This is a genomic window from Flavobacterium sp. KBS0721 (genome assembly GCF_002007065.3).
GTDB classification, from domain to species: Bacteria; Bacteroidota; Bacteroidia; order Flavobacteriales; family Flavobacteriaceae; genus Flavobacterium; species Flavobacterium piscis.
Genome location: NZ_CP042170.1, coordinates 3131488 through 3153352 on the forward strand (window position 1 = coordinate 3131488; position 21865 = coordinate 3153352).

The following is a 21865-nucleotide window of genomic DNA, read 5'->3' on the forward strand; positions in this document are numbered from 1 at the left end:
AAACTGTCAATGGCGGGTTCATGTTGAATGCTAAAGCAAAAAAGACTTTCGAGGCTGAATGAATTGATTACTTTTTGATTTATAAATCCCAATTGGCATTTCAAATTTACTGTTTTGGTCATACAATTTCAAAGTATTTAAATTAACATCGAGTACCGATTTATTGCTAACAGATTTATTTAATATCGGGCAACTTATCAAAAGTCCTATTAGGCATCAAAATCATCTAACACCTGCACAATGAAAAAAATACTCCTGTTTAATTTCCTTTTAATTTCAATATTCAACCCGGCATTGGCACAGGAAACATACTGGAACATACAAAGCAAGGTTAAAACTGCTGAAAAAGCGTACTCGTTTAATGATCCAAATTATAAGTTCCTATATGCGATATCTACAGGCTTTGGAAAATCTGAAAAGTTAAGTCTTGCCAATCTATCAAAAGACAATGTTGGTGTTGCTATTGTGCTTTCAGAACCAAGTTCCGGACTTGTTGTTTATCCCGCAAAATATACTTTCGACAACAATAAGATTAATATTTCGGCAGTTCGATCAAAAACAACCGGAGGTGTAACCGATGATATGAAAGAATATGTTCAAAAGTATCTCTATAAGATGGAAGAAGTAGGCAGTACAAAGTTATTTAGGCAACTGTTGTCTGACACACCGAAAACAGAGGGGATTTTTACACAAAATTCTTCTGAATTCATTATAAGTGAACCAAATACGCTATCCTTTGTTCGCGGAGATGAGGATTGGATGTTTGTGGTCAGTATAGATGACAAATATAAAACCTTCGCGAGTCCCCGGATTATTATGTATGCCTTTAAGATCAATATTTCTGGCAGGGATATTTTCAATATAAAAAATTCCGTTGATGATATGGAGAAAAGGCGGATAACAAGAGTTGAAAACGAAAAAGAAGAAAAGGAAAAGTCTCCCTTGTTTCATGACTTGAGAACTGATGATATTGGTGAATTATTGAAAGAACTAGTCTTGAAAGAGCCATTTAAATCTAATCAGGAATTACAAAGAAATATAGAAAAGTTAGACACCAAGATCACCCGGTTTAACTTGAAAGAGTATGCTCCACAGTTCAATTACTTTTTAACCTTAGACTTTTCGACATTCAAAAAGAAAGACGAGTTTGAAAAAAACGAACTCTTAAACATACAGCATTTGTCAGCTCATGCCCTGGCAGATTATTATTTCTCGCAAGGTGATTATGACCAGGCAATTGGTTTTTATAAAAAAGCGGCATTTGATTTTCCTTACGAAGTATCAAGCGGTACAACGTTTATAAAAGATATGGAACGCATAATCTATGATCTTTCAAAATCATGTTATAAAGCAGGAAGAAAGGATGAAGCTTATGGGTATTTATTGGGTTTGATCATTGATAGCCAAAACAATGAGGCATTGGCCACAAAAGACCTGAAGTCGTATCTCTTGGACCAAAAAGAAGAGAAAAGGCAATTTGCAGTTGATTTAGACAGTGCAACGAAAACAATAAAGCCTGGTAAGAATGGCTACAGCCTTACTTTTATATTTAAAAATAAAGAAGTTTTTTTTTATCCACTTAGTGCTAAACCTATAAAAGAATATCAACAGCAAATAAAAAATAGTGAAATCTATAATTATTTAACGCAATAAGCCAAAGCGTTTATCTCGTTATGGGGAGAACAGGCCAATAAATCACGATCAGATAATAGAAGCGGAAAAATTATCTAATCTAATTGCGAAATGGCTAAAAAGCTGAAGGGAAAAGATATAGCAAATGGCTTCATTAGTATATTTCTATTAAAATAGAAATAATAACAAAAACATTTTATGATGAGATTATTAATAACATTGATGCTTGTCTTTTACCGGATGTACTTCAAAAAATGAGCAGTCCAAGGAGTTTTTGGATACTCAGGATGAACTTGGCAAAAATTGACGCAACTAAGTAAAACGACTTGTTTTAATGGATTTGGTGTAGCACTGGTGAACGATAAGGGCGTTTTGTACCAAAATGGTTTCGGCATCACAGATTTTAGAACCAAACTGAAATATGATGAAAATATTGTTCAGAACATAGCATCGGTTTCTAAAACCTTTTAGGAATCACGATTCTTAAAGCACAAGAACTCGGTAAATTGATATTAGATGATTTCTTAATATAAGCTGATGATAGAACAATGCACGGTTTCTATGTTCTAAATATTAGATATTGCAGTAAAAAACGTTAAGTATCGGGAATAAAAAACCTGCCTATATTTTAGAATAATTAAAAAATGAGTCAATATACTACAGAAGAAAGCAACAACGAAAATATTGTTGAACAGAAGAAGATGAATAAGCACACCTTTTCGATTTTAATCGGTAAAGGTAATATAGAATTTGAGGAAGTTCAGCTTAATTTCTATTTATATTCTGACGATTCCCTGAAATTGGAGAAATTGGCGAAGTATCTGATTTCGAAAGGATATGAAATGGATGTTGTAGAAGAATCTTCAAAAAATGAGTTTGTATTGGATGGAACATCTATAGGGATAAAATTTAGCAATGAGAATCTAAATGAATGGACTACTCATATGTGTAATTTAGGATTAGGTTGTGATTGTAAATTTATTAGCTGGGGACTAAAAAAAAAACAAAAGCAGTTGGTTACTAATGACTTATGATTTTGTGTTGTAATTGGCTGTCATGGGGAATAAATCCCAAGACACTTAAAGGGCATTAGAGCTTGATTGTCTTACTATAATAGGGGCTGTCTTTACGGTACTGGAAACTTGGTTTGGATGTGCTGCAGCGATCAGTAAGCGCTGGTTTTTACTTCAAAGGAAATTCCATTTCATATTGTTTAATGAAAATATTCATTCCTATGGTTTTCATGAAATGTAGTGTTTCTTTCGACGTATTTTCAATATTTGTAGCAGAAACATCCTTTCCATAATTTTTTGCGATGTGTTCTAAAAGTTGCCGGCCAGCTCCTTTTGCTCTGTGATTTTTGTCAACTGAAAGTTGGTGAACTCTTTTTAGTTTGGGATTAAAAATCGTGTATCCTAACAATTTTTCATTATCATATATTCCCAGAGAGATATTGAAGTTTTTCAGTTTTTCAAGGGGTGTAATCGAATTTTGCCACGATGGTTTTAAGTCCCAAAAGGATTGAAGCTCTGGCCAATTATACGCTTCCAATCTGCGAATTTCAAAATCATTTTTTCTATTGGTTATATTGATTGCTCCCTTATAACAATTCAATTCCCGGATAGTTTTGAACCCTATGTTCTTATAGGTTTTTATTGCACGCTCATTTGTGGTTATCACTTCAAGCAACAACTTGTCAATATCATTTCCCTGCAAAATGGGTAAAGCATGTTGGTACATTTTTTGGGTTAATTTAGCTCCCCTTTTTGTTGGAATTACACCTGTTGCTGCATTATAAGCAATTTTCAATTGGTCAACAAGGTCATATCCGTGAAGTATGAAAGCAATTAATTGATTATCCTGGAAAGCGCCTACGGAAAATTCAAGCTTGATACTGTCGCTTTTTATTTTATCTTCGAGTTGTTCTTTTGTCAGGTAAAACGGCACTATGTAGTCTGAGAATGATAAATTGAAAACTTCTAAAAGTTCTTCGATCGCAATGTTCTCTAATGTTTGAAAGGTAGTCATGAAATTACTGCTAAGATATGTTGGCGTAAAAATCAACATTGGCTAATTTTTTTGAACCTGTTTTTTGTAAATATACTCCATTTATGGGGATTGAAAAAGTGGTTGGATTAAAACTTAGTGTTAATGCTATCTCATTTTGATTTTTGTTGAATTATTCAAAGTATGTCCGATTTTGCAAAAAAATGTTGTTGTACAACAGTTCCTTACTAGCGAGAGTTTATTAGTCTTTTCTCATTTTCCTTGTATATTTTATCGAATTTTCAGCTTTTGTCTAAAGAGATCAATACCTTACTCAGGGAAGTTTGATTCTTTATGTAATGAGTTTTTCCAATACCATAATCGCCATTTATTATTATAGCATAATTTGTATCCAGTTCAAGATACTGTTCAGTTCTATATGTTATTTCGTCGTTCATTCCTTTAGTAGTAATGCTAACTAATTTATACCAGCCATAAAACGGCACCGATACGACTTTTTTAGCTTGCTTTGTGCAGTTAGTAAGCTTTTTAGCGAATAAATAATATAGTAAATCTCTTAGTTGCGCAGCAATAGCTCTGAATAAGTTAGTTTACTTGTATTGCTGCTGTTTTTACTATAGCTTAAAATCAGTTGATTTAGTTTTAGACCAGGATTGATCCAGTATCAGGAATTGCCGGGGAATCTGGACCAGGGTAGGTCCATCACTGTTGTAAGCATAAAGAGGCGCCTAAACGTGCTCCATCTTAAGATTCTTCCGTTGGCTTTTCGCTTTTGGCTTCCTGTGCCATGCGTCTGACCAGCACGTAAAACTCTTTTAAATGCCACCACGCAGGGCACATCTCAAGGTCTCCCTTATAATGGTATATAGTAAGGAAACAGCTTTTGAGGAAAAGCTGGGAATCTGTGATTTTAGCCCATGGCTTTAACTCCACTTCCTCAGGCGGGGGAGTAGCTTCAAAATAGCGTTTTATTTCATCTGGGGTCATGGGGCAAAAATAGGTAAAAATTGCAGAGAGAGCAAGGGGTGAGGGGGTTTACTGATGAAGAATTTGTCTGGTTTGTGGTTGTTTTTTTAAAGGAGTCTGATCTTCATGGAATTGGCGGTGCAGGGGATGTTTTATTTTTTAGGCACATATAGTGGAGATGAGGATAAAACTGTGGTTATTTTTACAGGATTCTTGCCAGTTCAGGTATGCTTTAGTTTGTTAATATTCTTTTTTATGAGCTATTCCCGCTATGCGCTTCAAACGAAGTTCACTGAACTCCAATAAAATAAAAGTATAGTGAAGTAATCTTTTGTGCCGAACCCCGGCAAAAAAGGATTTTCACTTCTATCGGGGCTAAAAAAATTGAATCCATTTTATGTTTGGCTTTTGGTTTTTCAATAATAATTTCATAAGTCGTTGACAAAACTTTTATATTTAAGTCTTTTCTTTTTTTATAATTTCAAAGATGTCGATGTAATAGTAAACTTGTCTTTTTTTGTAGGGGTTATAAGGGTAGAGGTGTTCAAAAGGTGTAGAGATATTAATAGAACAATAACCCAAACTATTTTTTTTAAGAAACATTTTTGGATAAAAATTAGTTTGGATTAAGTATAATTAATGGTATTTCTATTTCAAAACTATGAATTGTTCTTTAATTCATTTTTGATGAATGTTTCTAATACTTCTTTACTAGGCAATTGTACTTGGTATTTTGATACAAAAATTTCGTTTGTTAATCCTGTTGTGGCATATTCAACGAGAGCTTCGTTTTTATTGGCACATAAAATTATTCCTACTGGGGGATTGTCTCCGTCGGTCATTTCATTTTTTCGGAAATAGTTAAGATACACATTCATCTGTCCGGCATCGGCATGGTCAAAGGCTCCAATTTTTAAGTCAATTAGTACGTGGCATTTTAGTATTCGATGATAAAAAACCAAGTCAATTTTAAGGTGTTTATTGTCAAATGTGATTCTTTTTTGTCTTGCTTCAAAACAAAACCCTCTACCGAGTTCGGTTAAGAAATCCTGTAAATGATTTATAATAGCAGTTTCTAACTGGGTTTCGCTATAGGTATTCTTCTCTTCAAGTCCAATAAATTCAAGGAAATAAGGATTTTTGACCACCTGATCAACTGAAAAAACAGTATCGGTTTTAAAGTTTTTCAGTACCTGTTCTTTGTCTTTCGACAAGCCTATCCTTTCAAATAGCATGGTATTCATAGCTCTGCCTAATTCTCTGGCACTCCAATTGTTTTTAACGGCTTGCACCTCATAAAAAGAACGTTTTAATTGACTCTCAGCATTTAATAATTCTACAAAATGAGAAAAACTCAAACGGGTTAATAGCAGTTCGGGCTCAAATGAAAGTTCGTTTTCTTTTGCCAAATCTAATTTTCTCGACACCGTCGAGAAAATGTTATTACTGATCACCGCTGTACCTTCCAATTTTATCAGCACTGCCGAGAAAATCTGTGGATAGGTATTGTACAAATCTCTAAATCGATACAATTGCGCAACGGAAAGACCTTTAATATGTTTCAGCCTTTGAGCAATTAACTTAATGGTATTAGACCCATAATCAGCCCGGTCTAATCCATTTTGCTCAAATTCTATAATGTAAAATCCAATTAAGATATTTCTGATCGTGAGGAAACTGTTTACCTGTTGGACAGCAATTTTTTGTGTTTCAATATGTACAGTTTCTATTTGCTGAATTAATTGTTCAAAGTTCATATTATTACCTCTTTAACTAGTTTTGTTCTTTTTCTCCTTTAGGCTTCATATTGTTTTCTATAACTGATTTATAGAAAACGATTATTTCATTATTCAAGACCAATGTCTAATTTCATGAAGTTGCGCTTTATGTTGCCAATAACTAATAGAGATCAGTCAAAAATAAAACCAATGTGACTTTTTTTAGCTGATTTTGTTCTATTAGTAATTTTTTTAAAGCGAATATAACAATAATATACTAAATCTTTTAGCTGTGCAGCAATAGCTGTGAATCAGTTATTTTGCTTGTCCTGCTGCTGTTTACTATAGTTAAAAATCAGCAGATTGCCTGTAGGTTTTTAAAGTTTTTTCTACAGAGCTAATATGCCAGTGGCCTTAATCTAGTGGACCATCTTTTGGAATTTACACGCGAGATCACTGCTTTTCTTACCTATTGCTGTTATCCATAAGTATCTCAATTGCTTCCCTTTTCTTTTTATCAAAGACCCTGTACGCTCTTGTCTTATTTCAGGAGCAAAGTTAGTCCGTGTCCATAAGCCAAAGCAAGGCCGGGCCTTTCAGTTTTTTTTATAGGTATCAAATCGGGGTAGATTAAAATTTTCGCTGGGAATGCTTATTATTATGCACACCACGACGTGTTTCATCCCTTGTGAGTTCATCTTCCTGAAGCTCGTCATTTTCTATTTCCTCAATTTCGAATTCCCTCTGTACCCGATTATCCTTTTCGGGTTCAATCGTTTCAAAGGAATCATTTTCAGCCTCATTGCTCTTTTGGGTATTCCTATCCGTTTGAGGTCCCTTTAAAGGGGTCATTCTCTATAAGGTCCTTCTCTATGTCCTTCCCGGTTATGTCTTTGGGGCCGCTTTGGGGTTCCTTATAAGGGTTCTGCGGGTCATAGGGGCTGGGTGTTTTTGGCTGCGCGTTTGGGGCTTTGATTTGGTTTTGGGAATTACGGTCTTCATGATCGTAATTTTTGGTTGTATGGTAATTTTTTGTTTTATTTTTTGGATTTGATTATTGCTGTGGTTTTTTTAAAGAAGGGTACGGGGCAGGTTGGGCGGTATGGCAGAGCTTGTCCGGGTTTGTGCTTTGTTATCAGACTTGTATGTAATATTATTTTTAGGATTTATATTATTTTTTGGAGCTTTTTCCCGCTATACGTTCCAATCTTTTGTGCCGAACACCGGCACAAAAGGATTTCCACTGCTATCGGGGCTAGCGCCTCCCAGAGAGCCCTATTTTGTATTGGATAACTGCGCATTCAAACTTGATAACTTTTAATTTATTTAAATCAATTAATATTTTTTTAAGGATTAGCAGTGGCTATTTTATTGATGAGTGCTGTTAATAGCTCATAAGATCTCTTAAACATGTTTCATATTATAATTTGGAACATGTTTTTTATTTTAAAATGCTATATCAGGCTGTTAATCTTTAATTTAGAATGCCAATTGGTTTATTTGTATCACTCAATTTATATACTGATGTCTAAACCCTTAAATTAGTATTCCATGGAACTTAAAAAAACATTTAAAATCTCCAGTCAAATTTTTGCCATAGTAATTATATTCTTTACTAGCGCAATTCTCCCCCAGCGGGCAGAAGCCCAAACGGCTAAGAAACCAAATATTTTGATAATTTTTGGCGATGATATCGGGCAGTCCAACATTAGTGCCTATACCCACGGGCTCGTAGGATACCAGACCCCAAACATTGATCGTCTGGGAAAAGAAGGAACTATGTTTACCGACTACTATGCCGAGAACAGCTGTACGGCCGGGCGCTCGACGCTCATTACCGGACAAAGCTGTTATCGTACCGGATTATCTAAAGTCGGTATGCCAGGCGCCCCAATTGGCCTGCAGGCCCGTGACATCACGATCGCGCAGGCGCTCAAACCTTTGGGATATGCGACAGGACAATTCGGCAAAAACCATTTGGGGGATCTCAACAAGTACCTGCCGACAGTACACGGTTTTGATGAATTCTTCGGAAACCTGTACCATCTCAATGCAGAAGAAGAGCCCGAAGATCCTAGTTACCCTTATAAGGATTCAGCATTTGTAAAATCCTATATGGTAAGGGGAGTGCTCAAATGCAAAGCCACAGACCGCGATGACCCGACTGTTGATCCCCGTTTTGGAAAGGTAGGCAAACAAACCATTGAAGATTCAGGACCCCTGACCAAAAAACGCATGGAAACCATAGATGATGAGACTTTTGCAGCCGCTATTGATTTCATTAAAAGGCAAAATGCCGATAAAAAGCCCTTTTTCTGCTGGATGAATGCCACCCGTATGCATGCCTTTACCCATGTTCGCGAATCACTGCGCGGGAAAAGCGGTATGCCCGACAATGAATATGCCGACGGTATGCTGGAGCATGACGGGGATGTAGGGCTAATACTCAAGGCGCTCGATGATCTGGGAATTGCAGAGAATACCATTGTGATCTATACAACCGATAACGGGCCCAACATGTTCAGCTGGCCCGATGCGGCCATGTCCCCCTTCAGGAGCGAGAAAGACTCCAACTGGGAAGGCGCTTTTCGTGTGCCTGCATTTGTACGCTGGCCCGGGCATATTGCGGCGGGAAGGATATCCAATGAAATCCTCTCAGGACTCGACTGGTTCCCTACAGTGCTGGCAGCGGCCGGAGAGCCTGCCATAAAGGAAAAACTTTTGACAAGCTATAAAGCACAGGGCAGCACTTTCAAAGTGCACCTGGACGGCTTCAATCAGCTGCCGTACCTGACCGGGCAGCAGCCGAAATCTGCACGAAGCGAATTTTATTATTTTAACGATGATGCCGAGCTTGTATCGATGAGGATGAACGACTGGAAGATCGTTTTTCAGGAGCAGAGAACCCAGGGCGGTTTTGGTATATGGGCAAATCCGTTCACCCCGCTTCGGGTGCCTAAATTATTTAACCTGCGCCAGGACCCTTACGAAAGGGCCGATATAACTTCTTTTGTATATGAGAAATGGTGGGGAACAAAGATGTATATCGTAGCGGAAGGCATTCAGAAAGGGGCCGTGTTTTTGGAATCCTTTGTTACCTATCCGCCAAGCCAGGATCCGGCGAGTTTCTCCATTAATGCAATAAGCGAGAACGTTAAGGACCAGATCAAGATGATCCGTTCCCAGCAGCAAAATGCAGTAAGGAAATAATATGTATAATGGTGCCTGATTAAATAAAAGGGACGGTTGATTTAAAACCTTAAATTGGTAAGATATTGTTTTTCTTAAACTAACATTTTTAAGCCTTGCAATACCGCTTTAATTTTGTAATTTAGTAACTGTTTCATGGAAGGGCCAATTGACTTATTTTTAAGTCATTGGCTCTTTTTTAAAATACCCCTTTAAAGGGGTATTCTCTATAAGGCCCTTTTCTATGTCCTTTCCGGTTATGTCTTTGGGGCCGCTTTGGGGTTCCTTATAAGGGTTCTGCGGGTCATAGGGGTTGGGTGTTTTTGGCTGTGGTTTTTGGGTCTTTGGTTTGGTTTTGGGAATTACGGTGGTGCTTGTGGTAATTTTTTGTTGTATCTTTTTGGGTTTGATATTGTTTTTTAGGAGCTTTTTCCCGCTATCCGTTGCAAACGAAGTTCACTGAACTCCAATAAAATAAAAGTATAGTGAAGTAATCTTTTGTGCCGAACCCCGGCACAAAGGATTTCTACTTCTATCGGGGCTAGGGCTGCTGGAGAGCCCAATTTTGTTTTGGAGAAAGTATATTTGAAGCCAATTATTGTATTTCTAATTTATAAGCGCTGCAATAAATAAAATATTTTTCTGGCTTTTATGTCTTATAAAGATGAAACGAAAATAAAAAATTCACTAATGTATAGATTAAAAATTCTTTAAGTAAAAGAAGGTCCTAATTGCCTTCAATTGGCGCCAATTGGCTGTAGTGATCTCGACGGGACTATAGAAGAATCTGGTAAATACAATTACTGTTTGTATCTATTAATAGATCAATACTGTTATCAGCTAAATTTTTTGAAAAAGCATTGGTTGTTGGAAGTACCAGTGCTGCTGCACCAAAAAGAGTACCCGATTTTAAAAAGTCTTCTGTTCATATTATTACTGATTTTATTATAATACCTAAAATAGCGGCTATAAGAATAATATACGGTTCCTGAATTTTCTTTATATATATCAAAGCTAAAATACTTGAAAAAGCAATAAGCAGAGTTGGGATATCTATAATGCTTCTTTTGGCAATTACTATCACTGATCCCACTAACGCACCTACAACTGCTGCAGTAATACCATCTACAAATGCTTTGACAGGTTTATTTTGTGCAATTTTTTTAAATGAAGGTGCCATTGCAATTGTAAAGAGATAACAAGGCAGAAATGTTGCCAGCGCCGCCACTAATGCCCCAAGGAACCCGTTGACCAGATAACCAATAAACCCTACAGTGATTACAACAGGGCCTGGCGTGATCATGGCTACCGCTACTGCATCCAGAAATTGCTGCTCGGTCAGCCATTGGTTTTCGACTACTACTCCTGAATGCAGAAACGGAACAATTGCCAGTCCGCTTCCAAAAACAAAAGTACCGGCTTTGGCAAAGAAAACGGCGATTTTTGTGAGCGTTGTGCTTTCATAGTTCCAAAAGCCAACCTGTAGCAGCACTATTGAGTTTACGGTTTTCCCATTCCACCATTTAGGCGGCGCTTTGAGGATCATATACAATAGACCTGCAGCAATAAACAATAATACCTGTTCCTGTTCTGTCAGAAATGTGATGATTACAGCCAGAAAGAAAAACAGCCATAACAGCCATTTTGATTTAAAGGATTCTAAATTGAATTTACCAATAGATTTCAAAGTTAGCTTATAGGAACTCAGGGCTATAATTCCAATAACGGCGGCACCAACCCCATAGAAAACGGCTTGTATCCATGAAAGCCCCCCATACAATTTATATACGATTCCCAGTAAAACAACCATTATAAAAGAGGGCAGTACAAATGCAAATCCCACCAGTGTGGCGCCAAGAATTCGGTAATGTACAAATCCAAGATAGATTCCCAGTTGCGCTGCCAAAGGACCCGGGGCCAGTTGCGCAAGTGCCAAGCCTTCTCTGTACTGTTCTTCTGAAATCCATTTTCTGTCTTCTACCAGATCCTTGTGCATATAGCTTACCAAAGCAACGGGACCGCCAAAACCAATAGTACCCAGTTTTAAGAAATAAAGCACCAGGGATCGTAAGCTGTATTTTTGATTTTCTTCCATTACATGATATTTTAAAAAGCAATTCCAAATTGCAGACCGGCAGTAAAGGTTGCGGGATGATCATTTCCAAAACGAACGGGCAGGGGTACAGCCAGGAAGTAGCTGCTGTTTTTGTTTTTTATAACCGTTTTGTTCAGAACGGGTGTAAAACCATATCTGCCCCCGCTTTCAAAAGCCAGTCTTCCGGCAAAAGTGTAGCCTTTTCCCAAAGCCACTAAAACGCCCGGATGAAATACGATATTGGTTACTTTATCACTTGCGCCCTGAACCCTGATATTGGGAACGATTTCAAAAGAGAAACCTATTTTGGAGCTTTTCCAGATATTGATTCCCGTTGGAAAGCCCACTGCATAATAATCCCTGAAGTTTAAATTGGTCTGCTCGCTGGAGGTTGTAACAATAGGATGGTAAATTCCAAAATATCCTGTGATTTTTGGATAGGTTTCCTGAGAAAAGACAGCTGTGCTTATAAACAGCAATGCAAAAAGTAGCGTTGGTTTCATTACAATGAATAGTTTTGTTTCGAACAACAAAGCTATATAGACCAAACCGATAGAAATAGAAGGTTATTTACTTTTTGTATCTGGTTTACTTTTTTGTGTTTTTTTTCGGTATGAGGATGGATTTTTCCCAGTCTGAAGCTTGAAAATCCTTGTAAAATGACTTTGGTCTGAAAAGCCGGTCATGTAGGCTATTTCAGTGAGTGTATAGGACGAATTTTCAATAAGATGAATTGCTTTTTCAATTCGCAGTTTTCGAATATAATCCCCAAAATTCAGGTCTTCAAAATACTTGGAGAACTCTCTGGACAAATAAGATGGGTTTAATTCAAGATCATTTGAAATTTGTTTTAAATCGAAGGTAAACTGGGTGTCAATCTGATCCTGAATAATTTCTTTAAGTTCCTTTACCCAGGAAGGTGTTTTTTTATTTGATTTTTTTTCGTTTAAAAATTTATTGTAAACCTCATGCAGGAGATTCTCAAAAGGACTGTTTTGAAGATGGTTTTGCTTATGCAGATGGGTAGCCCAGCTATACAGCGCATCATATATGACCATTCCGCTTTCCAATAATTTATAGTCATCGGTAATATTATAAGAAAGCCCGGCTGAAATCGCCCAAAGCCCGGATGATTCTGTTGCAATGTCATGTCTGTCTGTGTCTGCACCCCGGACAATCCCTGCTATAATGTGTATAGCAGGATCATCAATTTTATATTTTTTAACGATATAATCAAAAGTGCACTGTTCCTTATAATGGGTAAATTCCACATCAGGAATATCAAAAGGAATAGCATCCAGCTCCTTGGCCTTTATTAAGACTTGACTGTAAGGAACGTAAATAAATTCAGCCTCCCTGTCAACCAATTTCTTTATGAGCCAGGGGCAGGCAATACGGTCAATTTTAGGTCTTTCTCTTGTAATCCATTTCATAATATGTAACCAATCTTAAGGATGATACTATTGTAAATATTGGCTAATTTACATTTTTTATTCTTTAGTACTTTTAGTTAGGGTGGGGTGCAGACAAAAGCTTGATTGGTTTGGCATGATCATCGTCTTTTAGCGCCTCATTTCCAGGCTGGCCAATTTCGAACTCCTTCTTGACTGGATTATCCTGATCTGGTTCGATGGTCTCAAAAGTGTTACTTTCATTCTCATTGTTGAGTATCCATATCCGTTTGGGACATCTTTGAAGGGTCATTCTCTATAAGGTCTTTTTCTATGTCTTTCCCGGTTATGTCTTTGGGGTCGCTGTCGGGTTCCTTATAAGGGTGCTGCGGGTCATAAGGGCTGGGTGTTTTTGGCTGCGCGTTTTGGGTCTTTGATCGGGTTTTGGGAATTACGGTGGTGCTTGTGGTAATTTTTGGTTGTATCTTTTTTGGTTTATTATTATTTTTTGGAGCTTTTTCCCGCTATCCGTTACAATCTTTTGTGCCGAACAACGGCACAAAAGGATTTCCACTGCTATCGGGGCTAGGGCTGCTGGAGAGCCCGGCTCTTTAGACTAATAAAAATAAGCGAGATTATAAAAAAAATGGCTCCAATTGTCTTCAATTGACGCCATTTGGCTTGTTTGTGAGAGGAACAGGGCAAAATTCTATAAAATTTATGGACGATTTGACAAGATTGTCATACTACGTGTAGCGTGTGTCTTTTTTTGGCTTTATGAATTTATTTTGGATGTCTTGTTGGGGATTGATGGAAAGTTACGGAATAATTTATTTGATGTAAAAAACTTCCATAACTTATTATGGAAAATTTGAAGGCAATACACTCGTTTTTAAAAAGGACATTAATAGGTAACACTTTAATAGTTTTTATTTATTTTTTGCAATTCAGTTGGGGAGTAACCAAACTGTTTTTTGAACGCAAAGGAAAAATGAGACAAATTTTCAAATCCTGTCTCATAATAAATTTCAACAGGATTTTTGTTTTTTTCTGTAAGCTTATAATGTGCAAATTCCAATCTTTTTTTGGTTAGCCATCGTTGTGGTGTACTATTGAAAGCCTTATGAAAATCCCGTTTAAAAGTGGTCAGACTTCGGCCTGTTAAATAGCCAAACTTTTCCAAAGGCATATTAAACATAAAGTTCTTCTCCATAAAAGCAATTAAATCAATCTTGTCGGGTTCGTCAAAGTTTGCCAGTATAGCGTCAATATCCTGGTCAATAGTTCGAAGTATTGAAATGGCTTCTGTAATTTTCAACGAAGCGATATTTTCCGGAAAATTGTCCTGCATTTCAAAATACGGAATCAGCGAAGCTAAGCAGCTTTCCAATAATGGATGTCTATGAAAACTGAAAATTTTTGGTAAGGCAGTTTTTAGTTTTGCATTTTGGTGATCATAAAATTCACGAAGCCTTTTAGCCGTTAAATGCATCGCAACTGCTTTGTGGGGCAATCCATCTTTTGTAATATTAATGATTGTCGCCAATTGATTTCTGGGAATTAAAAAAGTACTGCCCGGGCCAAATACAAAACTTTCATCTGCCTGGATAATTTTGGTTTCACCAGAAATTAACCACACAAGCAGATGATCATTAAAAGCGGCTTCCGTTTTAAATAACTTACCACTGTAATTGGAAAGTTTGATGTCCGGGTTTATGTAATTTACCTGATAGTCCATAATTGCTTGTGTGCTATAAAGATACAAATATTAACTTAGATCGAAATTTATTCCGGTCATCTCCTCGCTTAATTTCCATAAACGTTTTGCATTTTTTTCATCTAATGAATATGGTTTAATACCTCCAATAATTTTTTCATTTGAATTTAAAGAAGCTATATCTGCATTTTCACAATAAACTCCGCCAATATCCTTGAGCAGTTCGCTTGTGGCAGCCCAAATTGTTGTGGCTGCGCCTTGTGGAATTGTTTTTAATGAGGCTGCAACTTCAGGCAATATGTTTCCTTCAGCATCACTGTAACCTAGTTTTTGGAACAAGTCAATTGGTGCTTCTCGCGCTAATTCAGTTTCTGCGACAGCGCCCGGGCATAATGAATAGCTTCGCACATTAGAGGCTTTCGCTCGTGTGTCCAATTCCAGTGAGAAAAGATTAACCGCAGTTTTTGACTGTCCGTATCCCTGTAAAGTTTCATACTCTCTATTTAGAAAATTAGGATCCTTAAAATCAAAATCAGAAAATTGATGCCCTCCCGAAGAAACATTTACCACTCTTGCGCCATTTGCTTTTTTTAGGGCAGGCCATAATCTTGCCGTGAGCTGAAACAGCGCCAGATAATTGGTGGCCAGCTGCGATTCATAGCCCCTTTTATCCCTGCGCAGCGGCACCCACATGATACCTGCATTGTTAATGAGCAGATGAAGCGGTCTTCCTGAATGCAAAAACTTTTCAGCAAAAGCATCAATAGAACCGGGATTCATTAAATCCATTTTTTCTATTATTACATTGGCAATTCCGTCGAGATTTCTTTTCGCTTTCTCTACATCTCTGGCCGGCACAATGACAATTGAGCCTGCCCCTGCAAGTGTTTTAACGGTTTCCAGACCAATGCCTGTATTTCCTCCCGTTACAATAGCAATTTTTCCGGTGAGATCAATTCCGTTTATAACTTCTTTTGAGGTAGATTTCGCATCAAATCCGGAACCTGTAGCTTTCTGCAATTTCCCTTGAAAATTATTCTGTTCCATTTTTTAAAATTTAAATTGTTTAACAGGACAAAATTAGATGATACAGGAAGCAGTGACTTTGTTTAAACGTCTTATTATTCTTTGTTTAAAAGTCCGAATTAAAAAAGTACTGGTCAATGTGTTTAATATTACTACATTTATAGCATTAACTATTTCAAACTGATTTTGTATCAGTTTTATGATGTTTATAGACAATGAAAAAAGCAAAATCAACCCAAGATATAAGTACTGGTGCAGAGACTTCTCAAAATGAGCTTTTGCACAATGAAGGAGCCATCTTATTAGAATTAGGGAAAGACATTACAAGAGTCAGAGAAAAAAAAGATTTGATTTTTTTATTGTCTAAACGAATAAAAAGTCTTTATTACTTTACTCATACAGTAGTGACATTGATTGATGATAGAGATAAAACCTACAAAGGGTTTTTATTAGATACTGCTGCTGATGAGATATTGGAAAAAGAGGCATATGCCAAATTGCAAAAAAAGCATTTTACGCTTAATGAACCTTTTATAAAAGCAGTTCTTGATGCTGAAAATCCCATTTCTTTTTTACTTGAAGAAGTTAAAGATAATCCTAAAAGTCCTTCCTTTTTACAGGTGAGTTATGAAGGCGGTATTAGGGAAATTTTAATGGCAACTCTATGGATTGAAGATAAGCCACTTGGTTTTATTCATGTTTATTCAAATAGAACTGATAGTTTTACTACAGAGTTTCGAAATATTATTAAAGGTATTGCGCCACAGCTTTCCATTGCTGTTTCTAATATTATTAAAAATGAAGAACTGCAGAAAAAAGAGCAGGAAAAATCATTCCTGCTTGATTTTAGTAATGATATTTCAGAAGTTAGAAACAAACAAGATCTGTCGCTTGCAGTTCGGAGGGCATTAAAAGGAATCAATCCGTTGCGTGGTTATGTGATTCGAAAATTAAATGATGACGGAAATTCGTTGAGTACTTACATATACGATGAAAGTATTACCACAAATGAAGATCCTTTTTTACAAGAATTGCTCGAACAAAAATTTCCTATCGATGATGGTTTACAAAATAGAGTTCTTGATAGTTATATCCCGTTATTATTTAATGTAGATATCGAAATAGATCGTGGCATAACAGCGCCATATCTTTTCTTTTGGAAGAATTTGGGGTTTAAAAGAATGGTAGGGATTGCGCTTCGAAATGGAGACAGTATATTAGGCATGTTGTGGCTTGCTATCGAAGAAATTAATATTTCGTTATTACAGGGAATTTGTTCGCAAATTTCTACTGCCATGTCAAATATTATAGCCAATGAATTATTAGAAAACAAAAATAACGAGCAATCCGTTTTACTGCATTTTAGTAACGAAATTGCAGGAGTTCGAACCAAAGAAGATTTACAGCTTGCGATAATAAATGTACTGCGAGACCTTTTGAGTACTAAATTGGCTATGTTGAATGTTTTTGATAATGACGGAATAGGTTTGAGCCCTTATATGTTTGACAAAACACTTTTTGAAAAAGCAGAAATAGATTTTGATAAAATGACGGCAATAAAACTCGATATACATGAGCCTTATACAGCTCAGGTAATAAAAAGTGGCAGTCCGGTTGTTTTTAATGTTGAAGAGGAATTACGGCTAACTAATTCAGGTTTTGCACAACTCTGGAAGAAAGTTGGTTTTGAAAATGCTTATGGAGCATTACTCAAAGTTGGAAATTCAAATGTTGCGACCATGTGGCTTTTGGCAGATAAACTGGACCCTTCGGTATTAAAAGGAATTTGTTCCCAAATTTCAGTTGCAATTGCTAATATTCAGGCTAATGAAAAACTTCTGTTGTACAAACAACAGCTGGAACATGAAAATGTTTATTTGAAAGAACAAATCAAAAACATATATAATTTTAGCGAGATTATAGGAAGCGGTAAACAAATGCAGAAGGTATATCACTTAATGTCTCTGGTAGCTGAATCTAATTCGACGGTTTTAATTCTTGGAGAGACAGGAACCGGAAAAGAATTAATTGCCCGGGCCATTCATAATGCATCCCAAAGAAAGGATAAATTGATGATTAAAGTGAACTGTGCTGCAATGCCGGCAAATTTAATTGAGAGCGAATTATTCGGACATGAAAAGGGAGCTTTCACCGGAGCAACAGAAAGAAGATTAGGTAAGTTTGAACTGGCCAATAACAGTACTTTATTTTTAGATGAAATTGGAGAAATGCCATTGGAAGCTCAGGTAAAATTACTGCGTGTCATTCAGGAACGCGAATTAGAACGTGTAGGAGGAAAGGATACCATAAAAGTCGATGTCAGAATTATAGCGGCAACCAATCGTAACCTCGAAGAAGAAGCTGAAGGTGGGCGTTTCCGTTCGGATCTGTTTTACAGATTAAATGTTTTTCCTATTTATCTACCCTCACTTCGCGAAAGGATGGAAGATGTAGAAGCACTCGCTAATTTTTTTGTAGCCAAATACAATAAATATAATGGCAAAAATATAAACCGTATTGCGCCAAAAGCAATGCAGCAATTGCATAGTTATTTATGGCCTGGAAATGTGCGGGAACTGGAACATCTTATAGAGAGAAGCGTTCTTATGACTACAGATTCTGTTTTGCGCGAAGTATATCTTCCTAAAAAAACAGATAAAAATGATGCCGAAGAAAATATCTTCAATAAATCATTAGAAGAAATGGAGCGTTTGTTTATTATTAATGCACTAAAAAGATGCAACGGCAAAATTTCAGGAGCCGGAGGTGCTGCTGAAGTTTTGAACATCCCGGGAAATACACTTCATTCGAAAATGAAAAAACTTCTCATTACCAAATCAGAATACTTTTAAATACCTAACCATCCTAAAATAATGCCCATTACAACTAAGTAATGGGCATTATTATTTTAAGTACAAAACTTATATGATATCAAATTTAATTTTTCACTATATACAGTGAAAGTTAAAATGATTTCCCTTTGTAAAGGGAAGTTTTAAATCTGAATACATGTATAAGTTATTGATTTATAGTGTATTAACTGAATGGTACGTAAATTGGCTATTACTAAATGAAAATGAAAATCATTTATAACAATTTAAAACAGACATCATGAAAATTTTAGTAATTGGCGGAACAGGATTAATTGGATCAAAAGTAGTAAACAAATTACGTGATCAGGGACACAACGTAATATCAGCAGCACCTTCTACAGGTATTAACACCATTACAGGTGAAGGACTTGCAGAAGCAGTCACTAATACAGATATCGTAATTGATCTGGCAAATTCTCCATCATTTGCAGATAAAGAAGTTTTGGAGTTTTTCGAGACTTCGGGCAGAAATCTTTTGGCAGCAGAAATTAATGCAGGCGTCAAACATCATATTGCACTTTCGGTAGTAGGAACAGATCGTTTGCAGCAAAGCGGTTATTTTAGAGCAAAACAAGCTCAGGAAAATTTAATCAAAAAAGCAGGAGTTCCTTTTACTATTATTCACTCTACACAATTTATGGAATTTCTTGGCGGAATTGTAGCTTCTGCACATGAAGGCGGAAGTGTTACTATTTCTCCGGCAAAAATTCAGCCAATCGCTTCAGAAGATGTTGCTTCAATGGTAGTTGATCTTGCACTTGGAAATCCATCCAACGGAATTGTTGAAATTGGAGGCCCGGAACGTTTTAAACTTTCAGAACTTTTACAGACTTATTTAACAAAAACCAGTGATCCTCTTCAGGTCATTTCAGATGAGAAAGCTTTATATTTTGGAGCACCTCTTGAAGAACTTACGCTAGTTCCGGCATCTACAGCGCAATTGGGCAGCATCACTTTTGAACAGTGGTTTCCTAACCGTCCACAAAGAGCATAATCAAATTAAATTATAAATGGCTTCGATGCCCGTTGAAACGAAGATGACGGGTAGGCAGTTTGTCGAGGCGGTTGTAATGGGCATGCACTTTCCACCCGTTCGTGCATATTAAAATCCCTACGTCAGCGTAATTATTTGCGAAAATCTGATCAGCAACACGACAACTCAATGGTCAGCGGTGCAATTTTAACCTCTTAAATCAAATATTATGAACAAGTTAGTTTTATCAACAGTAATCACCCTCGAAGTACAGGGAGATGAGCAATTTTTTGCCAGAAAAGCAAGATCAAAAGACTTTGACGGACTGATGGATCCCATCATAGGTTTTGATCATTTTGAATTGAAACATGATATTTTCGGACCACATCCACACGCAGGAATGTCGGCTATAAGCTACGTTTTTGAAAATTCTGCGCCGTATCACAGTATCGATTCTCTTGGTAATAATGTTGTCATAACTCCGGGCAGTTTACTTTGGACCTACGCCGGAAAAGGTGTAGTGCATTCTGAATTTCCTGTTCCTGACGGCGCTACTGTTGAAGGCTTACAATTGTTCGTCAATATTCCGGCAGCAAAAAAACAGCAAGCCCCTAAAAGTGTTTTTATCGACCAGTCTCAAATACCTGAAATAATAGAAGAGGGCGTTCGTGTAAGAGTCGTTTGTGGTAAAAGCGGAGATGTAATTAATAAAATTGAGACTCCTGAGGAACTTACCATGCTGCATGTTTTTTTAGAAGCAGGAAAAGAGTTTTCTCACGTTCTTCCTGCGCAGTGGTCAGGAACCATAATTGTTATTGAAGGTTATTTTGACTTTATAACCAATCAGGCCACCACCGAACTTGAAGAAGGTATGGTAATCTCAGCAGCGCATTCTGATTATGATGAGTCTTTAAAATTTATCGCCATAACCAATTGTCAATTTATCCTGATTTCCGCAAAGCCTTTAAATGAAACCTTATTCTCAAAAGGAGCAATGGTTATGGATTCCCAAGAAGCACTATCAAATGCCCTTGAAAATTATAAAAACGGCAAAATGGGGTTTATTGAAATGGAAGGCGAATCCAGAAAAGTGATTCAGCCAATTGCCTAAACAGACTTCAGAAAATAAAAAAATTATTAATATTAAAATAAGTGGATTATGAGACTTGTTAATATTTTGCAATTACTGGGTTTGTCAAAACAAGCCGGTTACAGCAGTAAATCAGAAAGTGAATTTGATTTACATCACCATGATTTAGACGACGGAAGCGAATTACTGGATGAAACGCTCCATATGAAAGAGCAACCTTTTGAGGATCGCGAAGAGGACGATTACGCTTCTATATTTTAAAAATAAACAAACAATTATTTATAAATCTTAAATACAATTATTATGCAAGAATTTTTAGTAGTGATCCACAGAGATCTAACAAGCGAAAAACCAGTACCAACTCCGCAGCAAATGAAAGAAGCCATCAAACCTTATCAGGATTGGATTGCAGGAATTGCAGCTCAGGATAAATTAGTTGCGCCGCCAAAACGTTGGGATTTAGACGGAAGAGTGATTAAACATACCAAAATGGGAAATCATATTACCGAAGGGCCTTATGGTCACGGAAAAGAATCAATTGGAGGTTTATTCCTGATTAGATCCAATGACTATGACGAAGCGGTAAAAATCGCAGAAGCCTGTCCAATTATTCAGTACGGAGCTATTGTAGAGGTTCGTATGTCAATTCCGGTGGCATAGACAAAATTAAATAGGCATGTCTGGAAAAGTAAGGCATGCTTATTTTTTATCAAATTAAATACAACCATTAAATCAAAAAATCATGAGTTCAAGATTAATTATAGGAAAAACATTTCCTGAAGGTTTTAAGGTATTAACCGAATTAGATAAAGCAATTAAAGAATCTGGTCTGGATAAATGGTATCAGGAGCTGATTAAAATTAGCGCTTCCCATTTAAACGGCTGTGCATTTTGCCTGGATAAACATACGTACGATGCCCTTGAATTAGGAATCGATGCCAGAAAAATTACTTTGGTAGGAGTTTGGAGAGAAGCTGAAAATCATTTCTCAGAAAAAGAACAGCTTATTTTACAAGTTACGGAAGCTATTACATTGATACATGAAAAGGGGCTTTCAGAGGAATTGTACTCAAAATGTATAGCTTTATTTGGAGATAATGATACCGTAAAAATAATCATGGCCGCAACCGTGATCAATACCTGGAACCGAATTGGAGTTGGTTTTAAGATGCAGCCCAAATTCTAATA

General features: G+C 36.7%; 19 protein-coding genes. 10 read left to right on the plus strand and 9 right to left on the minus strand.

What is annotated here, in order from left to right; all coding sequences use genetic code 11:
- Positions 1-240 precede the first annotated feature (240 nt).
- The 3 genes from B0M43_RS13630 (at position 241) to B0M43_RS13640 (ending at position 2666) form a co-directional block, all read left to right on the plus strand.
- Complete coding sequence (locus B0M43_RS13630; RefSeq protein ID WP_078008889.1) at positions 241-1653, plus strand: hypothetical protein; 1413 nt, start codon at positions 241-243, stop codon at positions 1651-1653.
- Between the two features lie 282 nt (positions 1654-1935).
- Positions 1936-2103, plus strand: coding sequence for a beta-lactamase family protein (locus tag B0M43_RS13635; RefSeq protein ID WP_246860117.1), 168 nt, complete (start codon positions 1936-1938; stop codon positions 2101-2103).
- Positions 2104-2276: 173 nt separating this feature from the next.
- Positions 2277-2666, plus strand: coding sequence for a ribonuclease E inhibitor RraB (locus B0M43_RS13640; RefSeq protein ID WP_078008888.1), 390 nt, complete (start codon positions 2277-2279; stop codon positions 2664-2666).
- A gap of 148 nt (positions 2667-2814) precedes the next feature.
- Here B0M43_RS13640 and B0M43_RS13645 read toward each other — a convergent pair whose 3' ends face one another.
- The 4 genes from B0M43_RS13645 to B0M43_RS13660 form a co-directional block, all read right to left on the minus strand.
- Entirely contained in the window at positions 2815-3699 is an 885-nt protein-coding gene (locus B0M43_RS13645; protein WP_078008887.1) for a GNAT family N-acetyltransferase, read from the minus strand.
- Between the two features lie 684 nt (positions 3700-4383).
- Entirely contained in the window at positions 4384-4626 is a 243-nt protein-coding gene (locus B0M43_RS13650) for a hypothetical protein (protein ID WP_078008886.1), read from the minus strand.
- Positions 4627-5264: 638 nt separating this feature from the next.
- A complete protein-coding gene (locus B0M43_RS13655; RefSeq protein WP_078008884.1) occupies positions 5265-6362 on the minus strand; it encodes a YhcG family protein in 1098 nt (365 codons plus the stop codon).
- A 591-nt stretch (positions 6363-6953) separates the two neighbouring features.
- Positions 6954-7175 carry a hypothetical protein gene (locus tag B0M43_RS13660; protein ID WP_078008883.1) on the minus strand — a complete coding sequence of 74 codons (222 nt, stop codon included), beginning with the start codon at positions 7173-7175 and terminating at the stop codon, positions 6954-6956.
- Positions 7176-7874: 699 nt separating this feature from the next.
- Here B0M43_RS13660 and B0M43_RS13665 point away from each other — a divergent pair.
- The gene (locus B0M43_RS13665) at positions 7875-9533 is read left to right on the plus strand and encodes an arylsulfatase (protein ID WP_078008882.1); all 1659 of its coding nucleotides are present in this window, start codon (positions 7875-7877) and stop codon (positions 9531-9533) included.
- Between the two features lie 904 nt (positions 9534-10437).
- Here B0M43_RS13665 and B0M43_RS13670 read toward each other — a convergent pair.
- The 5 genes from B0M43_RS13670 to B0M43_RS13690 form a co-directional block, all read right to left on the minus strand.
- Positions 10438-11607, minus strand: coding sequence for a chromate transporter (locus tag B0M43_RS13670; RefSeq protein ID WP_078008881.1), 1170 nt, complete (start codon positions 11605-11607; stop codon positions 10438-10440).
- Positions 11608-11618: 11 nt separating this feature from the next.
- A complete protein-coding gene (locus B0M43_RS13675; protein ID WP_078008880.1) occupies positions 11619-12110 on the minus strand; it encodes a hypothetical protein in 492 nt (163 codons plus the stop codon).
- A 63-nt stretch (positions 12111-12173) separates the two neighbouring features.
- Positions 12174-13040: a chromate resistance protein ChrB domain-containing protein gene (locus B0M43_RS13680; protein ID WP_078008879.1), complete on the minus strand. Its 867-nt coding sequence runs from the start codon at positions 13038-13040 to the stop codon at positions 12174-12176.
- 877 nt (positions 13041-13917) lie between these two features.
- Positions 13918-14736, minus strand: a complete 819-nt coding sequence (locus tag B0M43_RS13685; RefSeq protein WP_078008877.1) for an AraC family transcriptional regulator — start codon at positions 14734-14736, stop codon at positions 13918-13920.
- Between the two features lie 30 nt (positions 14737-14766).
- Positions 14767-15762, minus strand: a complete 996-nt coding sequence (locus B0M43_RS13690) for an SDR family NAD(P)-dependent oxidoreductase (RefSeq protein ID WP_078008876.1) — start codon at positions 15760-15762, stop codon at positions 14767-14769.
- A 194-nt stretch (positions 15763-15956) separates the two neighbouring features.
- Here B0M43_RS13690 and B0M43_RS24750 point away from each other — a divergent pair, with 194 nt between their 5' ends.
- From B0M43_RS24750 to B0M43_RS13720, 6 genes are all read left to right on the plus strand, one after another.
- Positions 15957-18593, plus strand: coding sequence for a sigma 54-interacting transcriptional regulator (locus B0M43_RS24750; RefSeq protein ID WP_246860118.1), 2637 nt, complete (start codon positions 15957-15959; stop codon positions 18591-18593).
- Between the two features lie 259 nt (positions 18594-18852).
- On the plus strand, positions 18853-19608 hold the full coding sequence (locus B0M43_RS13700; RefSeq protein WP_065447619.1) for an SDR family oxidoreductase: 756 nt from the start codon (positions 18853-18855) through the stop codon (positions 19606-19608).
- Positions 19609-19816: 208 nt separating this feature from the next.
- Positions 19817-20698: a pirin family protein gene (locus tag B0M43_RS13705; RefSeq protein WP_078008875.1), complete on the plus strand. Its 882-nt coding sequence runs from the start codon at positions 19817-19819 to the stop codon at positions 20696-20698.
- A gap of 48 nt (positions 20699-20746) precedes the next feature.
- Positions 20747-20938, plus strand: coding sequence for a hypothetical protein (locus tag B0M43_RS13710; RefSeq protein ID WP_065447620.1), 192 nt, complete (start codon positions 20747-20749; stop codon positions 20936-20938).
- Between the two features lie 42 nt (positions 20939-20980).
- Positions 20981-21337, plus strand: a complete 357-nt coding sequence (locus B0M43_RS13715) for a YciI family protein (protein ID WP_065447621.1) — start codon at positions 20981-20983, stop codon at positions 21335-21337.
- An 82-nt stretch (positions 21338-21419) separates the two neighbouring features.
- Positions 21420-21863 (plus strand): carboxymuconolactone decarboxylase family protein, encoded by a 444-nt coding sequence (locus B0M43_RS13720; RefSeq protein ID WP_078008874.1) that lies wholly within the window; start codon positions 21420-21422, stop codon positions 21861-21863.
- Positions 21864-21865 lie beyond the last annotated feature (2 nt).

What these genes read in the sequence shown, in the direction of transcription:
- B0M43_RS13630 (WP_078008889.1), top strand. Translation starts at nt 241, where the DNA reads ATGAAAAAAATACTCCTGTTTAATTTCCTTTTAATTTCAATATTCAAC.
- B0M43_RS13640 (WP_078008888.1), top strand. Translation starts at nt 2,277, where the DNA reads ATGAGTCAATATACTACAGAAGAAAGCAACAACGAAAATATTGTTGAA.
- B0M43_RS13645 (WP_078008887.1), bottom strand. Translation starts at nt 3,699, where the DNA reads ATGTTGATTTTTACGCCAACATATCTTAGCAGTAATTTCATGACTACC.
- B0M43_RS13650 (WP_078008886.1), bottom strand. Translation starts at nt 4,626, where the DNA reads ATGACCCCAGATGAAATAAAACGCTATTTTGAAGCTACTCCCCCGCCT.
- B0M43_RS13655 (WP_078008884.1), bottom strand. Translation starts at nt 6,362, where the DNA reads ATGAACTTTGAACAATTAATTCAGCAAATAGAAACTGTACATATTGAA.
- B0M43_RS13660 (WP_078008883.1), bottom strand. Translation starts at nt 7,175, where the DNA reads ATGACCCCTTTAAAGGGACCTCAAACGGATAGGAATACCCAAAAGAGC.
- B0M43_RS13665 (WP_078008882.1), top strand. Translation starts at nt 7,875, where the DNA reads ATGGAACTTAAAAAAACATTTAAAATCTCCAGTCAAATTTTTGCCATA.
- B0M43_RS13670 (WP_078008881.1), bottom strand. Translation starts at nt 11,607, where the DNA reads ATGGAAGAAAATCAAAAATACAGCTTACGATCCCTGGTGCTTTATTTC.
- B0M43_RS13675 (WP_078008880.1), bottom strand. Translation starts at nt 12,110, where the DNA reads ATGAAACCAACGCTACTTTTTGCATTGCTGTTTATAAGCACAGCTGTC.
- B0M43_RS13680 (WP_078008879.1), bottom strand. Translation starts at nt 13,040, where the DNA reads ATGAAATGGATTACAAGAGAAAGACCTAAAATTGACCGTATTGCCTGC.
- B0M43_RS13685 (WP_078008877.1), bottom strand. Translation starts at nt 14,736, where the DNA reads ATGGACTATCAGGTAAATTACATAAACCCGGACATCAAACTTTCCAAT.
- B0M43_RS13690 (WP_078008876.1), bottom strand. Translation starts at nt 15,762, where the DNA reads ATGGAACAGAATAATTTTCAAGGGAAATTGCAGAAAGCTACAGGTTCC.
- B0M43_RS24750 (WP_246860118.1), top strand. Translation starts at nt 15,957, where the DNA reads ATGAAAAAAGCAAAATCAACCCAAGATATAAGTACTGGTGCAGAGACT.
- B0M43_RS13700 (WP_065447619.1), top strand. Translation starts at nt 18,853, where the DNA reads ATGAAAATTTTAGTAATTGGCGGAACAGGATTAATTGGATCAAAAGTA.
- B0M43_RS13705 (WP_078008875.1), top strand. Translation starts at nt 19,817, where the DNA reads ATGAACAAGTTAGTTTTATCAACAGTAATCACCCTCGAAGTACAGGGA.
- B0M43_RS13710 (WP_065447620.1), top strand. Translation starts at nt 20,747, where the DNA reads ATGAGACTTGTTAATATTTTGCAATTACTGGGTTTGTCAAAACAAGCC.
- B0M43_RS13715 (WP_065447621.1), top strand. Translation starts at nt 20,981, where the DNA reads ATGCAAGAATTTTTAGTAGTGATCCACAGAGATCTAACAAGCGAAAAA.
- B0M43_RS13720 (WP_078008874.1), top strand. Translation starts at nt 21,420, where the DNA reads ATGAGTTCAAGATTAATTATAGGAAAAACATTTCCTGAAGGTTTTAAG.